20 protein-coding genes and 2 pseudogenes are annotated in these 13,181 nt (G+C 33.0%); 16 read left to right on the top strand and 6 right to left on the bottom strand.

Annotation, left to right across the window (positions count from 1 at the left end):
* The first annotated feature begins 48 nt into the window (after positions 1-48).
* The 11 genes and pseudogenes from C2I06_RS25500 (at position 49) to C2I06_RS10295 (ending at position 4,987) form a co-directional block, all read left to right on the top strand.
* Positions 49-186 carry a phage terminase small subunit-related protein gene (locus C2I06_RS25500; protein WP_235850368.1) on the top strand — a complete coding sequence of 46 codons (138 nt, stop codon included), beginning with the start codon at positions 49-51 and terminating at the stop codon, positions 184-186.
* Complete coding sequence (locus C2I06_RS25950) at positions 122-304, top strand: terminase gpP N-terminus-related DNA-binding protein (protein WP_338134289.1); 183 nt, start codon at positions 122-124, stop codon at positions 302-304. Before C2I06_RS25500 ends, C2I06_RS25950 begins: the two co-directional genes overlap by 65 nt.
* Complete coding sequence (locus tag C2I06_RS10330; protein ID WP_123258017.1) at positions 286-630, top strand: terminase small subunit; 345 nt, start codon at positions 286-288, stop codon at positions 628-630. Before C2I06_RS25950 ends, C2I06_RS10330 begins: the two co-directional genes overlap by 19 nt.
* Complete coding sequence (locus C2I06_RS25010; protein WP_164463664.1) at positions 579-725, top strand: hypothetical protein; 147 nt, start codon at positions 579-581, stop codon at positions 723-725. The genes C2I06_RS10330 and C2I06_RS25010 overlap by 52 nt, the downstream gene beginning before the upstream one ends.
* Positions 712-1,637: pseudogene (locus C2I06_RS10325) on the top strand (PBSX family phage terminase large subunit). Before C2I06_RS25010 ends, C2I06_RS10325 begins: the two are co-directional and overlap by 14 nt.
* Positions 1,638-1,651: 14 nt before the next feature.
* Positions 1,652-1,993: a hypothetical protein gene (locus C2I06_RS10320; RefSeq protein WP_123258016.1), complete on the top strand. Its 342-nt coding sequence runs from the start codon at positions 1,652-1,654 to the stop codon at positions 1,991-1,993.
* A 342-nt stretch (positions 1,994-2,335) separates the two neighbouring features.
* Complete coding sequence (locus C2I06_RS10315; protein ID WP_123258015.1) at positions 2,336-3,391, top strand: LamG-like jellyroll fold domain-containing protein; 1,056 nt, start codon at positions 2,336-2,338, stop codon at positions 3,389-3,391.
* A 233-nt stretch (positions 3,392-3,624) separates the two neighbouring features.
* Entirely contained in the window at positions 3,625-3,771 is a 147-nt protein-coding gene (locus C2I06_RS10310; protein ID WP_164463663.1) for a phage holin family protein, read from the top strand.
* Positions 3,772-3,919: 148 nt separating this feature from the next.
* On the top strand, positions 3,920-4,375 hold the full coding sequence (gene tnpA / locus C2I06_RS10305) for an IS200/IS605 family transposase (RefSeq protein ID WP_095330205.1): 456 nt from the start codon (positions 3,920-3,922) through the stop codon (positions 4,373-4,375).
* 138 nt (positions 4,376-4,513) lie between these two features.
* Complete coding sequence (locus tag C2I06_RS10300) at positions 4,514-4,702, top strand: Ig-like domain-containing protein (RefSeq protein ID WP_206427993.1); 189 nt, start codon at positions 4,514-4,516, stop codon at positions 4,700-4,702.
* A gap of 36 nt (positions 4,703-4,738) precedes the next feature.
* On the top strand, positions 4,739-4,987 hold the full coding sequence (locus C2I06_RS10295) for a hypothetical protein (RefSeq protein ID WP_123258012.1): 249 nt from the start codon (positions 4,739-4,741) through the stop codon (positions 4,985-4,987).
* A 138-nt stretch (positions 4,988-5,125) separates the two neighbouring features.
* Here C2I06_RS10295 and C2I06_RS10290 read toward each other — a convergent pair whose 3' ends face one another.
* From C2I06_RS10290 to C2I06_RS10265, 3 genes are all read right to left on the bottom strand, one after another.
* Positions 5,126-5,392 (bottom strand): LCI fold-containing protein, encoded by a 267-nt coding sequence (locus tag C2I06_RS10290; RefSeq protein WP_123258011.1) that lies wholly within the window; start codon positions 5,390-5,392, stop codon positions 5,126-5,128.
* A gap of 1,399 nt (positions 5,393-6,791) precedes the next feature.
* Complete coding sequence (locus C2I06_RS10270) at positions 6,792-7,154, bottom strand: YhjD family protein (protein WP_123258007.1); 363 nt, start codon at positions 7,152-7,154, stop codon at positions 6,792-6,794.
* A 14-nt stretch (positions 7,155-7,168) separates the two neighbouring features.
* Positions 7,169-7,405: a YolD-like family protein gene (locus tag C2I06_RS10265; protein WP_249928300.1), complete on the bottom strand. Its 237-nt coding sequence runs from the start codon at positions 7,403-7,405 to the stop codon at positions 7,169-7,171.
* A 203-nt stretch (positions 7,406-7,608) separates the two neighbouring features.
* On the opposite strand from C2I06_RS10265, the gene C2I06_RS10260 reads away from it, so the two are divergent.
* On the top strand, positions 7,609-7,842 hold the full coding sequence (locus C2I06_RS10260) for a WYL domain-containing protein (RefSeq protein ID WP_123258006.1): 234 nt from the start codon (positions 7,609-7,611) through the stop codon (positions 7,840-7,842).
* An 83-nt stretch (positions 7,843-7,925) separates the two neighbouring features.
* On the opposite strand, the gene C2I06_RS10255 is transcribed toward C2I06_RS10260, so the two are convergent.
* Together C2I06_RS10255 and C2I06_RS10250 are read right to left on the bottom strand one after the other, a co-directional pair.
* Positions 7,926-8,594, bottom strand: coding sequence for an Ltp family lipoprotein (locus C2I06_RS10255; RefSeq protein WP_123258005.1), 669 nt, complete (start codon positions 8,592-8,594; stop codon positions 7,926-7,928).
* A gap of 147 nt (positions 8,595-8,741) precedes the next feature.
* Positions 8,742-9,083, bottom strand: a complete 342-nt coding sequence (locus C2I06_RS10250) for a hypothetical protein (protein ID WP_123258004.1) — start codon at positions 9,081-9,083, stop codon at positions 8,742-8,744.
* A gap of 571 nt (positions 9,084-9,654) precedes the next feature.
* Here C2I06_RS10250 and tnpA (C2I06_RS10245) point away from each other — a divergent pair.
* Entirely contained in the window at positions 9,655-10,110 is a 456-nt protein-coding gene (tnpA, locus tag C2I06_RS10245; protein ID WP_095330205.1) for an IS200/IS605 family transposase, read from the top strand.
* A 178-nt stretch (positions 10,111-10,288) separates the two neighbouring features.
* Here tnpA (C2I06_RS10245) and C2I06_RS10240 read toward each other — a convergent pair whose 3' ends face one another.
* On the bottom strand, positions 10,289-10,741 hold the full coding sequence (locus C2I06_RS10240) for a hypothetical protein (RefSeq protein ID WP_123258003.1): 453 nt from the start codon (positions 10,739-10,741) through the stop codon (positions 10,289-10,291).
* Between the two features lie 390 nt (positions 10,742-11,131).
* Between C2I06_RS10240 and C2I06_RS25005 the strand changes: the two genes are divergently transcribed.
* The 3 genes and pseudogenes from C2I06_RS25005 to C2I06_RS10230 form a co-directional block, all read left to right on the top strand.
* The gene (locus tag C2I06_RS25005) at positions 11,132-11,299 is read left to right on the top strand and encodes a hypothetical protein (RefSeq protein WP_164463662.1); all 168 of its coding nucleotides are present in this window, start codon (positions 11,132-11,134) and stop codon (positions 11,297-11,299) included.
* Positions 11,250-12,728 (top strand): recombinase family protein, encoded by a 1,479-nt coding sequence (locus C2I06_RS10235; protein ID WP_275068607.1) that lies wholly within the window; start codon positions 11,250-11,252, stop codon positions 12,726-12,728. Before C2I06_RS25005 ends, C2I06_RS10235 begins: the two co-directional genes overlap by 50 nt.
* Before the next feature lie 17 nt (positions 12,729-12,745).
* Positions 12,746-13,138, top strand: a pseudogene (locus C2I06_RS10230) (sigma-70 family RNA polymerase sigma factor); the annotation flags it as partial.
* Positions 13,139-13,181: the final 43 nt, after the last annotated feature.

Below are 13,181 nucleotides of genomic sequence, written 5' to 3'. Positions count from 1 at the left end.
TCTTTTTTTGTTCAAAACAATATAACGAAAGGAGTGGTGGTGATGTAAATGGCGAGAGCAAGAGATCCAAACAGAGATAAAGCGTATAATTTATGGAAAGAACGCAACGGAGAAATAACAAATAGAGAAGATAGCAAATCAACTCGATATAGACGAGAAGAAAGTGGCTGTCTGGAAGTCTCGTGATAAATGGGGACAGGATAACAAAGACAATGTTGTACAACAAAAGAATAACAAACAGCAAAAGCTGCAGAGAAAACAGAATAGTGAAAAACAGGAACCTTTATTAACTCGGACGAACTAACGGACAAACAAAGGCTTTTTTGCATTTATCATCTTAAATACTTTAATGCTACTAAGGCCTATCAAAAGGCTTACGGTTGTGCTTATTCGACTGCTATGGTAGAAGGGCACCGCCATCTAAGAAATCCTAAGATTGCAAGAGAAATTGATAGAATAAAAGAAGAACAAATGAATGAGTTGAAGCTAGGTGCTAAAGATGTACTTCAAAAATACATTGATATAGCTTTCGCAGATGCAACAGACTTTGCAAAATTCGGTAAAAAAGAAGTCAAGCGATGGGAGCCTTTGGTCCTTTGGAAGATGAAGATGGCAATCCAATCATGGTAGAAGTGAACTACATTGATTTTATAGATTCATCTAAAACAGTTATCATAACCAACGAGGATGAAATGAGGAAGGTATTAGAAGATGAATCTAATTAAGATAACCGACCTCATCAATAAGAACTTCTACTCCTTATGGTTAGCCGAACAGTCTCATATAATTGCTAAAGGCGGACGTTCTTCCATGAAATCGTCTGTAATTAGCTTAAAGCTTGTTACGGATTTCCTTAATGATCCATTAGGCAATGTTGTATGTTTAAGAAAAGTCGGTAAGTACTTATCAACTTCTATTTACGAACAAATAAAATGGGCCATTTATATGCTAAAAGTAGAAGAGGAATTTTACTTTGGTAAGAGTCTACTAATGATAAAGCATAAGGCAACAAATACAGCCTTTTATTTCTATGGCTGTGATGATAAATGGTATACAACATGAACCATTTCAAAAAGTTAAGCGAATTACCAACTAATGATGATATCTTAATGATTAGTACAGCATCCGATACAGGGCACCAAGTATCTGCTACAACTCACTTAGCTTTTGGTTTTACTAAGCGGAGAAACGTTATTTTGTTAGATACCTGGTATTATAGTCCAGATAACAAAGTGGAAAAGAAAGCACCAAGTGAACTATCAAAGGATTATAAAGAATGGCTTGATAAGATTCGAAAAGAATATCATCGTCCTATCGATAAAATGACCATTGATAGCGCAGAAGGAGCATTAAGAAATCAAATATACAAAGATTATCACCTTCGGTTAAATCGGGTTGCTAAGAAAAAGAAAATCGATATGATTGATAATGTTCAAGACTTGCTCGCACAGGGTAGGTTTTTTTATTTGGACACAGATAATAACAAGATATTTATTGAAGAGCATAAAAAGTATCAATGGGATGCTGAGTCTAAAAAGACAGATGATCCGAAAGTTATTAAAGTAGATGACCATACTTGCGATGGATTCCAGTACTTTGTTAACGACAATTTGAAAAAGTTAGGACTTAAATTTTAGTAGGCGGTGATTAAATGTTTAAATCACTTATGAGCAAAGTAAAGGGTGTGTTGCAGAAAATGGGGATAGTGAAAACAGTAAAACAATTATCTGATATCAAAAACATTCCAGTTAGCGGGGGTAATGTTAACTTTTTTGCAACACATGAACATCAAACAATAAAGTTAAACGGGTATATCCCACTTACATTTGAGGAATATTCACCGATTAGCAGCGACATAGAAAGTTTGAAAGATAAAGTCATAGAGAAAGTGATTGAATCACTTGTAGGAAAAAGAAGCCGAATAGACTTTTTATTATGTCTGGAAGGGATATGTGGAAATAGTAAAATAACAATTGGAGCAAAATATAGCTAAAATGAAAACGAGGGATAACAAACCAATAGGTATGTAATATAACTAGTAGAGGTGATATTTATGAAAGCAACATTTATAAATGATTTATTGAAAAGAAAAAAACAAAAGCAAAAGAAAGATAAAGGTAACGAAAATTATATTTTTGAAGCATATAATTTTCTGAAATGATAGCATTAATAAATATATTTAAAGATTCTTCCACAAGGAGGAGTCTTTTTTGTAATTATTACAATATTCACATGAGTTTTAGGTGAAAAGTAACAGGTTTAAAGAACTAGACAAACTACCTTTACAATGTTAATCTATTTGGGAATAATTACATATTGAAAGTGGGGAAATATTGTGAAAAAGATTTTAGCTTTATTTTTAGCACTGGTATTAGTAGTTTCTTTTGTATTAACAGAAGGTTCTTCTCATATCTCAGCAACAACAGAGAATCCAACGCCTATTGCAGAGTATAATTTTGACAATGATAATGGAACAACAGTCACTGATTCAAAAGGTTCATATAAAGGTACAGCAAATGGAACTAAGTTAGTCGATGGTCCAGAGGGAAAAGTTAGAAGTTTTAATGGGACTAGTGATTATATTGATTTCAATAAACCTGTCATTCCTAGTGATAAGCAAAGTATAAAATTTAAAATTAAGACTAGTAGTAAAAAAGAACTTGCGGCTATATTATCGCAAACAAATGGGACTGAAGATTTTGGTACTTCGGTGTTTTTAAATAATGGGAAGATAAAATATGTTAATTCAAATGGGAATAAGAATTCCACATGGAATTTTGATATTATATCTAACAAATCAGTAAATGATGGTGAATGGCATGATATCCTGGTCGTTTGGGATGGAACTACAAAAAGTGATGCGGTAAAAATCTATATTGATGATTTCTCGAAACCTGATATAACTGGCAATGCAAGAAAAGCCGTAGAAAAAGGGACAAGTAATTTACGAATTGGTAGAAAAGCTGTCACTAAAGATGTTGCTACTAGTTATTACTTTGAAGGACAATTAGATAGTATTCAAATTTTTAACGATGTAATTGAACCAAGTAAAGAACAGCATACTTCGAAGTCAAAATTGTATGTAGGTAATAAATCTTTCTACAAACTAACTTCAAATGGTGAAGTTTATGCATGGGGAGAAAATAGCTATGGTCAACTAGGTTTAGGTGATACAAGTAAAAGAACATTGTCTAAAAAAGAGAAAATAAATCTTCCAGAAAAAGTTACAGATATATCTGTTGGACAAAATTTTGTAATTGCATTAGGTGAAAGTGGAAAAGTATATGGTTGGGGAGATAATTCTTCTGGGGTATTATCTGATGAAATAGGTAGTATTAAGAGTCCAGTAGAAGTAGAATCTGAAATATCCGAAATCGTTAGCGAAGATTAATAAATTTATAGGTTTAAAGAGTCCAAGAGTCCTTATTATGGGGGCTCTTTTTTATCCCTTTTAAGAAGGTAAGTCCATGATTTAGAAACGAAAAATGAGTAAGTTGTTTTAGTTAAAACTATATATTGGCTAAAAGTCATCAAACGATGGCTTTTTATTATGCTATGAAAGGATAAGGGGAAAATGGAAAAACAACATGGATTAAGTTTTGCAATAGGTGTTATTGGAGGGATTTGGTCAGTAATGGTGGGGGGTTTGGTCTAGCTGTATCAGTACTGTTAGTAGTCATGCTTGCCGATTATGTGACCGGATTATTATGTGCATTTGTAAATAAAGAATTAAATAGCGCAAAAGGACAAGAGGCTTTAAAAAAAAGTTGATTGTCCTTATTTTAATTTACTCTTTTTAAACCACAGGCTCTGCCTGTGTGAAAATAAAACTTGTAGAGTCGTATTAGAAAAAAACTCCAATCGTTATAATAGAAGATGGCCGTCAAACCAACTTCAAATAACGAGAGGAGTTCTGCTCATGTCGAGCGACAATAGTTTATCACATACAAGATGGAATTGTAAGTATCATATCGTATTTATTCCCAAATACAGAAGGAAAGTAGTATATGGGAAATTAAGAAAAGATATAGGTGCTATATTGAGAAAACTATGTGAAATGAAAGATGTAGAAATAATGGAAGCACATGCCATGCCAGATCATATACACATGCTGGTAAAAATACCACCGAAAATGTCTGTTTCGTATTTCATGGGATATTTAAAAGGTAAAAGTTCATTGATGATCCATGATAGACATGCAAATTTAAAATATAATCATGGAAATCGAACGTTTTGGGCGAAAGGATATTACGTAAGTACGGTTGGATTAAACGAAAAAACAATTGCAAAGTATATACGAGAGCAAGAAGCAGAGGACCGTTTGCGAGATAATATGAGCAAACGAGAATACGTCGATCCATTTAAAGATAAGTAGGGAGAGTAAACGGTTGGCGGTCAATTTAGAGGTCCCTTTAGGGGCTTCGTTGGTAAAGTGCCCTTATAGGGCGAAATTAAAACCGCCGGTTCTACCGGCGGATACTTACTTGGTCTTTTATATCTTATTGAAATATCCTTGAACGGAACTGCAACCGGAGGAGAAGGGGCAGCATGGGCGTACGAATCGTTAGTGGTAACAATTGAACCAGAGAACGCAACTAATAAAACCATTAAATGGACAAGTAGTAATCCTGAAATTGCGACTGTAGATGATAATGGAAATGTAATTGGAAAAAGTCCCGGGAAGGTCACTATTACAGCATAAACTACTGACGGTAGTAATCTAAAAGCAACAACTGAAGTGACAGTTAATGAAGCAGAAGTAGAAGGTAATAAAGGTATCCTTAAATTAACTACCACTACTGGTGACTTGCATGAATATGACTTATCTAGAACTGAGATTAATAATTTCATAGCTTGGTTAGATAAAAAAGGAGAAGGTAAGCCATATTATGAATTTAAACTAAATGTAACAACTGGGAATATCAAATCAAGAACAGAATATATAATGTTTGATGAGATTGTAAGTTTTGTAATAGATGAATATTAATATGGGTGCCCTGTTCTTCGGAGTAGGGGCTTTTTAATACTAAATGTTCTTAAAGACCTATAAAATAAAAAAAGGCTGCCAAATTGCGACAGCCCGAAACCTTATGTTTAATAAGCTTTTTATTATTATTGAACAAAATTAGATATTAGCTTGATAATGCCCAATATAATATCCACCAGAATAAGTAATACCTTTAAGATACCAAGTAATACCGTTTTCTGTATAAGAATTTGCAAATACATTTTCTGTTTTGTAAACATAATTATCGACTAATGCAAAAGGAGCTACAACTGATTTTTCTGGTTGACTTTCAGTGATTGCTGACGCTGAAGCAAAGGATGGAATGGCTGGACCTGCAAAAGCTAGTGCTGCAATGGCGCTAATTGCGATTTTTTTTACGATCATTCCTAAACACTCCTTAATAATTATATTTTTGTAACGTTACACTATACTAATTCTCTTTTTCTATAAAATTTCCTTGTAAAATATTGTTAATAATATGTGGAAATTCTTAAGGCGTAGTTACAAATATCACATAATAAGTAATAAAAATACAAACAGACTAAATTTATTCATATATACTCTAGGATTTTTCCAGAACATGAGAAATTATTTACTAATTAAGGAGGAATGAGGAATGATTTTTTTAAGGATATAGAACATTAGTAGAAAATATATTTATTTTGAAGTTAAATCCAAGTATCAAAAAAAAGACCTTATTTATCCAAAACAAATAATCCGCATAAAGTAACGGGGATGGAGTTTCAATAATGTACCCTATGAAAAAAAGTATCAGCATGAATGTTATTTACACAGCATTCATGCTGATACTTTTAATAAAATCCATTGATGACTTATGCTCTATTTTTAAATTTAAGAGCTACTAAGTATCCAGTCAAAAGGAGAATCAACACACGTATAATTCTGCCAGCGTATTGTCCCACAGAACCATCTTCTTGATTTGATACAAATTCACTTGTGTAATAAAATAAAATAGTCGCAATAATGAAGTATAATAAATATCCTAAATATCTCATTTTGTGATATCAATCCATCCATTCTTTTTATACCAATCTTTACTTTCAATAACATTTGCTATTATACTTCCTAGATTACTATAGTTTAGAGCAAAATCAATAGCTACACCAATTATTGTTGCTATTGCCACACCTCGTATTGTTTTAATTTTAAGTTTTTTAGCTTGTGATGTGGCCATTTATGTATCAGGTTAATACTGATATGCGAGCAACTCTTTTCCAAGCTAAAAATAAAGGATTTGAGTATTTAGTACCAGTAATGCCAAATGCTTCATTTAAAATCCAATTTTAAAGAGAAAGTTGATAATATGAATTTTATTAAGGCGTATCTGATTAGTATTGTATATTATATAATCGTTTTTTCTCTTGTTTTTATTTACCAATTTGGTACAGAATATATAATAACAATAATTTTTTATCAGGTTATTTATTTAAGTGTAATTGTTATTATACTTAGCATGATTTTAGAACAAATTATAATTTTTAAAAATCATAGTAAATTGTATGTGATGTTCGCTGGATTTTTATTTGGAATATTGATTTCTATTTTATTTGGTGTCTCTAATACAAATAATTTAGAATTCCTCTATAATTTGTTGTTAGGGGTTATATTCAGTGTTGGTTCACTAATTTTCACTAGCATTAGAAACAAAAAGAAGATTAAAAGATAGAGAAAGTAAGCAACCGCCGGTAGAACCGGCGGTTAATTTCCCCTATACGTGTCCCTTTATAACGAGGCCCTTCTTAGAACAATTTCCTGTAAAAGATCAATCTAAATGACGATGCAAAAAATAATAATTAAGTAGCTTTACTGTGTTATTCCGTAAGTTGTCATTAAAATATCTATGCACTTCGTGAAAACCATTGAAATAGAAATTATACTCGGTAAAATAACCATCATTCTCACCTTTTACTAACTTCCATCTACGTTTATACATCTTATTATTGTTTTCACGCATATCTTTTTGTACCTGTTTCATCGTGTGTTCGATTAAGTTTATATAGACTTGCCTAAGCTTAAAGGGAGCTGCATTAGCAACTTTTAAATCACGATCAAGTACTGTAAGAAGCATCGGTAAGTATATAGCATTTTCAAATATGTTTCTATCGTCTTCAGATAATCTACTCATTATTTCTGCTCCGTTTATGCTTTTTCTACATCAACTAATTTTCTAAATGATACGTAATGTATATAATCTTTTTCATCTTGTATACGTAACTGATTATTAAGATAGTCAATATAAACAGTACGGCCAATCAAAGTGTTTATGTATCCATTATTATATAGACTGTATTTAAGAAGCTGATTATATTCCATTGCTTCATGGATCAATACGTCTATATCACTCCACTTATCTTCGTCTAGTTCCAGGCTTCTCAATCTTATTATTTCTCACAATAACTTCTTTTACACCTGCAACATGCTCTGGTAACATAATTGCAACCCACTTCTTAGTATCACGGTCTTTTAAATATCCCTAACTCCTTTTTGATAGGATTATTATATAAGAACAATCGTTCGATTTTAATGTTATTTTCGAACTAAAGTTCTTATATAATAATTGGAAAAGGAGGTAGCTTAAGATGATAAAGCAACTAAAAAGAGCATTTGTGGAAGGTAAACCAATTGAGAGTATCTATATTAAGAAAGATAATTCTGTGTCTCAAAGATCAATTTTAGTAAATAGAGTAACCGAAACATATATAAAGGCATATTGCTTAGCGAGGAAACAGCCACGTATCTTTAAAGTTGATTCCATTTTAGCTGCTTCCTTCAAAAAAGAGCAGGGGAATTATTGCATGCATAAGCCTTTTTGAAAAAACATTTGACTTAGTCATTGGAACTTTATAAACGATGCACAAAAAAAATCCCCGCTCTTTGTAAGTGGGGATTACTATTATTATTGAAATGCAAAGTCTGCTCCGTGCTGTGCCTGTTCATTAGTAAATCCATCAAATACTAGTTGGTCAACAAGTCCAGACTGTGAAAAACTTGTGTAATCCAGATAGCTTTGTGCTGTCAGCTCTGCTTGTTCGTTCCAATCTACTTCCGTGTCCATTATTTCCATAGCATAGTTAATTGAGTCTTGTGAATAGCCTTCAAATGATAATTGATCAGCAAGTCCTTTATGACTGAAAGAAGTGTAGTCGATATATCCTCTAGCAGCATTTAAAGCATTAGCACCTTCAACTCCAGCGGCCGCAGCTTTCTTCTCTGCTGCTTCTTCTTCAGCTTTCTTCTCAGCTTCAGCTTTTGCCTTTTCTGCTTCTTCTTTAGCTTTCTTTTCTTCTTCCTCTTTGGCTTTTTTCTCTTCTTCAGCCTTTTTCTTTTCGGCTTCCTCAGTTGCAGCCTTTTTTTCTGCTGCTTTCTTCTCTGCTTCTTCTTTTCCAGCTTTTTCACTACTATCATTTGTTGAAGCTACTTCTTCACTTGTCTTTTCGTCTGTAGTTGGAGCGGTTTGATCATTATCTTCGCCCATATTTGCTAAGGATCCGATAAGGATAACCGCTAATAACCAAACCCACCACTTTTTATAAAATGGTTTTTTTACTTTTTCTTTTTTTGCCAAGATGATTTCCCCCTAATTTCCTATATTTATCTATCTAGCAACAAGTATTTTACATTTATAGAGAAAATAATACTATAGATTCGACAAAAATAGACAAAGAGGAAATTAATAAAAAAGACCCAACTCGTTTGAGAAGGGTCTTTTTTATTAAGCATTAACCGTCTTTGTTGATTTAGGTTTCATGAATAATGCAAGGCATCCAGCAATTAGTAAAAAGATGAATGCTAGTGTAAAGAATAATCCATTGATTACGAATCCATAGAATGAATAGATGATTAATAAAGCACCACATACTTTTCTAACAATTGATTTTGGTACCCATGATAAAAATCCTACAAATATAGCTAAAATACTCAACCAAAATACAGAAGCTCCGTCATTGGCCATATCAGCAGATTCAGTAAAAGCACCTCCAGCAGTAACAAGTATTCCTGAGATAATACCGCTAATTCCACCAAGTATACTTAGAACAGCAACCCAAACTTTCATGTAGTTTCCCCCTATATAACTATGAAATTATATCTATTTAGCACTATACATTTTATAGTTTAAAGGGAAATAATACTATAGATTCGACAAAAATAGACAAAAAGAAATGATAAAAAAGACCTGAATCGTATGTGAACTGTGCCCCATCTTACGGGATGTTTTTATAAAAGTCTAAAAGATATTTTTTATTCTCAAATTATTCTACAGTAATAATCCCATCATCCAGCAATTCTTTGATTTACGAATTTCACTTGCTGTATCAATTTCTTGTTTGTTTTCTAAATTCTGATCACTTATCATACTTTAGGGTAGAGGGATTTATAGACCAAAATAATAGGAGATAATTGTATATTCTATATAGCTGCCTCCTACATTACTAAACACTATAAGCTGCACGCATAAGAAAAGCCTACTCAATAGAGGAGGCTTTTCTTTTAATTTACTCTTTTTAAACCACAGGCTCTGCCTGTGTGAAAATAAAACTTGTAGAGTCGTATTAGAAAAAAACTCCAATCGTTATAATAGAAGATGGCCGTCAAACCAACTTCAAATAACGAGAGGAGTTCTGCTCATGTCGAGCGACAATAGTTTATCACATACAAGATGGAATTGTAAGTATCATATCGTATTTATTCCCAAATACAGAAGGAAAGTAGTATATGGGAAATTAAGAAAAGATATAGGTGCTATATTGAGAAAACTATGTGAAATGAAAGATGTAGAAATAATGGAAGCACATGCCATGCCAGATCATATACACATGCTGGTAAAAATACCACCGAAAATGTCTGTTTCGTATTTCATGGGATATTTAAAAGGTAAAAGTTCATTGATGATCCATGATAGACATGCAAATTTAAAATATAATCATGGAAATCGAACGTTTTGGGCGAAAGGATATTACGTAAGTACGGTTGGATTAAACGAAAAAACAATTGCAAAGTATATACGAGAGCAAGAAGCAGAGGACCGTTTGCGAGATAATATGAGCAAACGAGAATACGTCGATCCATTTAAAGATAAGTAGGGAGAGTAAACGGTTGGCGGTCAATTTAGAGGTCCCTTTAGGGGCTTCGTTGGTAAAGTGCCCTTATAGGGCGAAATTAAAACCGCCGGTTCTACCGGCGGATACTTACTTAACAAACGAACCCGTTAAGTTTAAGTACATGGGAAATAAGTTTGAAATCGATTCAATGAGTGTATTTTTATAGAGAATTTCTTATAGTTCCAGTTGTTTTTTGCGCAGTACCTGAGATTATCTCGATCCTATACTCCTTACCTTTTTCCATCCAATAGTCTAGTGTAGCTTCGCCACCCTCTTCGAACAAGCTTAAACCAGTACCGCCCATAGTGACCCAGTTATTTCCGATCTTTTCTTGCACAGATAAACCTGCAATCCCAGTTGAATAAAGCTTTATTTTACCATACTGTCCTTTACCAACCACAGCTCCTGACACCGCTTTCCATTCAGGCGGACTTATAGTAACACTTGATGAATCTGCATATGCACTTAAATCCACATATAGTGTAGATAGTTCGTTACTTGCTGAAGTTAGTTGGCTTTCAGTATTTCCTGATGCAGCAAAAGTTGGAATAGCAGAACCACCTACAATAGCTATTGCTGCAGTAGCACTCAGAACTAGTTGCTTAATTTTCATTTTTGGGAACACTCCTTTTTTAATAATTTTTATAACTGTTAGTTACAATGTACTTATTCTACTTTTGGTATTAAATACCTTTTTGGGAAATGTTAATTATTTGGAAAAATAGCATAATGAGTAGATATTACTATGATTTTATGGCACCCCTCATAGGACAATGAACCAAATTTGTGAGTACTTTCACTTATACTAACCTGCCCCGTTTGTTGTTATATAAGAAAACTCAACACATTTTACAGTGAATTACATCAATTATTAAATAAGAGGAGTTATATATCGGGAGTACTAGATGTCAAAGTAAGCAAAGCTGAAGATCAATTATAATAATTTTTTTGGACTAATAAATACGAGCCATCACTTCATATAGATAAATGAGGTGATGACAACATGAAGGTCAACATTATCGAGGGCCCTAATACGAATAAAGTTATCCAAGATTGCTATCATTATATTGTAAAGAAATATAGAGAGGAGCAAAATAATCTTGATAGGGATTTACGCAAGGGTGTCGACAGAGGAACAATTAAAGGGATTCAGCATAAACGGCCAGATTGAAGAGTGTATTCAATTAGCTGGAAATGAAGAATACCTAAAATACGTTGATGAAGGAATAACTGGCGAAATAATGAATAGGCCTGCGTTGACTAGATTACAAGACGATATTGAAAAGGGACTTATTCATAAAGTGATATGTTATGATCCTGACAGGTTATCTAGAAAGTTATTAGTACAGCTAATGATTACGGAGACACTGCAGAAGAATAACGTAGAGTTACAGTTTGTCAGAAGTGATTACAAAAACGACGCTGAAGGACAATTGTATTTCCAAGTTAGGGGTGCCTTTTCTGAATTTGATAAAGCTAAGATTAAACATAATACTATGACAGGAAGATATCGAAAAGCCAAGTCTGGCAAGGTTGTTAAGAACAATCATTTATATGGCTACCATTATAATAAAGAGAAAGAAACATACGAAATAAATGAAGAGGAAGCAAAAGTAGTCAGGATGATCTTTGACTATTACACCAATCCTAACAGTAAATTTCAGGGTATAAATGGTATTGCTCTTCACCTGACAGATATAAGTATTCCAACAAAACGTGGTGCAAAGGTCTGGCATCGGCAAGTAGTTCGTCAAATATTGATGAATGAAGCATACACAGGTAATTATTATCAGAACAAATATGATACGGTTGGTAATTATGTAAAAAAACAAGCAGGGGAAAAAGTGGAATATGGAAAAATCAGGCCGGAAGAAGAATGGTTAAAAACGGAGATACCTGCAATTATTTCACTAGAACAATTTGAATATGCCCAGTCCCTATTAGAGCAGGGGAGAAGACGCCAAACAAAAGTTAGCTTTCATCATTATTTATTATCTGGTTTAGTAAGATGTGATCGTTGCGGAGGAACTATGACAGGTAAAAAAACGAAATCACACGGTAAAGATTTTTTTATTTACACATGTCGTAAAAACTATGCTGGTTCAAAATCAAAGGGATGCGGTAAACAGATAAGCGAAAACAAATTAAATAAGTATGTGTGGGACACTATAGTGGATTTACTCAGCGATCCAAAGAAAATTGCTGAATTTAGAGAACAAGATGAAAAGACCTATTTAAAAGAAGAAATGGAATACGTCTTAGCAGAAATAGAAAAAGCTAAAAAGGGCCGCAAGCGTTTATTCCAACTTGTCAGCCTAAGTGAAGATGATGATATGGATCTGGAAGAAATCAAAGAACAAATAAGAAATCTTCAAATAAAAGAAAAGAAGTTACAAGATAAGTATAACGAAATGTTAAATGAAAATGAAGTAGCTGCAGGTAAAGAACCAAGTGTGGTTGCCTTGGAATCTGCGATCAATATGTTTATGAAGAATAAGAAAAACGAATTTTCTTTTGAGCACAAACAAGAAATATTGAGAAGGGTAATTAAAGAAGTAATTGTTGTAGACAGTGAGACTATAAATATACAAATCTTTTAATGTAGTACCCTATTGTAATCAAGAACGAAATCCTTATGCATCTAAGAGCCTTGAAAAAAACCAAAAAAGATGTTTCCTTGCATGATCCAATTGGTCAAGATAAAGAGGGGAATGAAATCAGTCTTATTGATGTGCTGAAATCAGAATCGGAAGATGTTGTGAATACGATTCAGTTGAATATGGAGCTGGAGAAAGTAAAGGAATATATTGATGTTTTAGATGAAAGAGAAAAAGAAGTAATCATCGGCAGGTTTGGTCTAGATTTAAAGAAGGAAAAAACACAACGAGAAATTGCAAAAGAATTAGGAATTTCAAGAAGCTATGTTTCAAGAATAGAGAAAAGAGCATTGATGAAGATGTTCCATGAATTTTATCGAGCAGAAAAGGAAAAAAAGCGAAAAAATGAATAAAAACTTTACATAAGGATGTTCTATAGATTTGCATTCTTATGAG

Origin of the sequence: Niallia circulans, assembly GCF_003726095.1 — a bacterium.
GTDB lineage: Bacteria > Bacillota > Bacilli > Bacillales > Cytobacillaceae > Niallia > Niallia circulans_A.
The sequence above is the reverse complement of the archived record's forward strand: the minus strand, read 5'-3'. Positions and strand labels throughout refer to the sequence as shown.

What these genes read in the sequence shown, in the direction of transcription:
- C2I06_RS25005 (WP_164463662.1), top strand. Translation starts at nt 11,132, where the DNA reads ATGAAGGTCAACATTATCGAGGGCCCTAATACGAATAAAGTTATCCAA.
- tnpA (WP_095330205.1), top strand. Translation starts at nt 9,655, where the DNA reads ATGTCGAGCGACAATAGTTTATCACATACAAGATGGAATTGTAAGTAT.
- C2I06_RS25500 (WP_235850368.1), top strand. Translation starts at nt 49, where the DNA reads ATGGCGAGAGCAAGAGATCCAAACAGAGATAAAGCGTATAATTTATGG.
- C2I06_RS10250 (WP_123258004.1), bottom strand. Translation starts at nt 9,083, where the DNA reads ATGAAAGTTTGGGTTGCTGTTCTAAGTATACTTGGTGGAATTAGCGGT.
- C2I06_RS10240 (WP_123258003.1), bottom strand. Translation starts at nt 10,741, where the DNA reads ATGAAAATTAAGCAACTAGTTCTGAGTGCTACTGCAGCAATAGCTATT.
- C2I06_RS10270 (WP_123258007.1), bottom strand. Translation starts at nt 7,154, where the DNA reads ATGAGTAGATTATCTGAAGACGATAGAAACATATTTGAAAATGCTATA.
- tnpA (WP_095330205.1), top strand. Translation starts at nt 3,920, where the DNA reads ATGTCGAGCGACAATAGTTTATCACATACAAGATGGAATTGTAAGTAT.
- C2I06_RS10290 (WP_123258011.1), bottom strand. Translation starts at nt 5,392, where the DNA reads ATGATCGTAAAAAAAATCGCAATTAGCGCCATTGCAGCACTAGCTTTT.
- C2I06_RS10260 (WP_123258006.1), top strand. Translation starts at nt 7,609, where the DNA reads ATGATAAAGCAACTAAAAAGAGCATTTGTGGAAGGTAAACCAATTGAG.
- C2I06_RS25010 (WP_164463664.1), top strand. Translation starts at nt 579, where the DNA reads ATGGGAGCCTTTGGTCCTTTGGAAGATGAAGATGGCAATCCAATCATG.
- C2I06_RS10320 (WP_123258016.1), top strand. Translation starts at nt 1,652, where the DNA reads ATGTTTAAATCACTTATGAGCAAAGTAAAGGGTGTGTTGCAGAAAATG.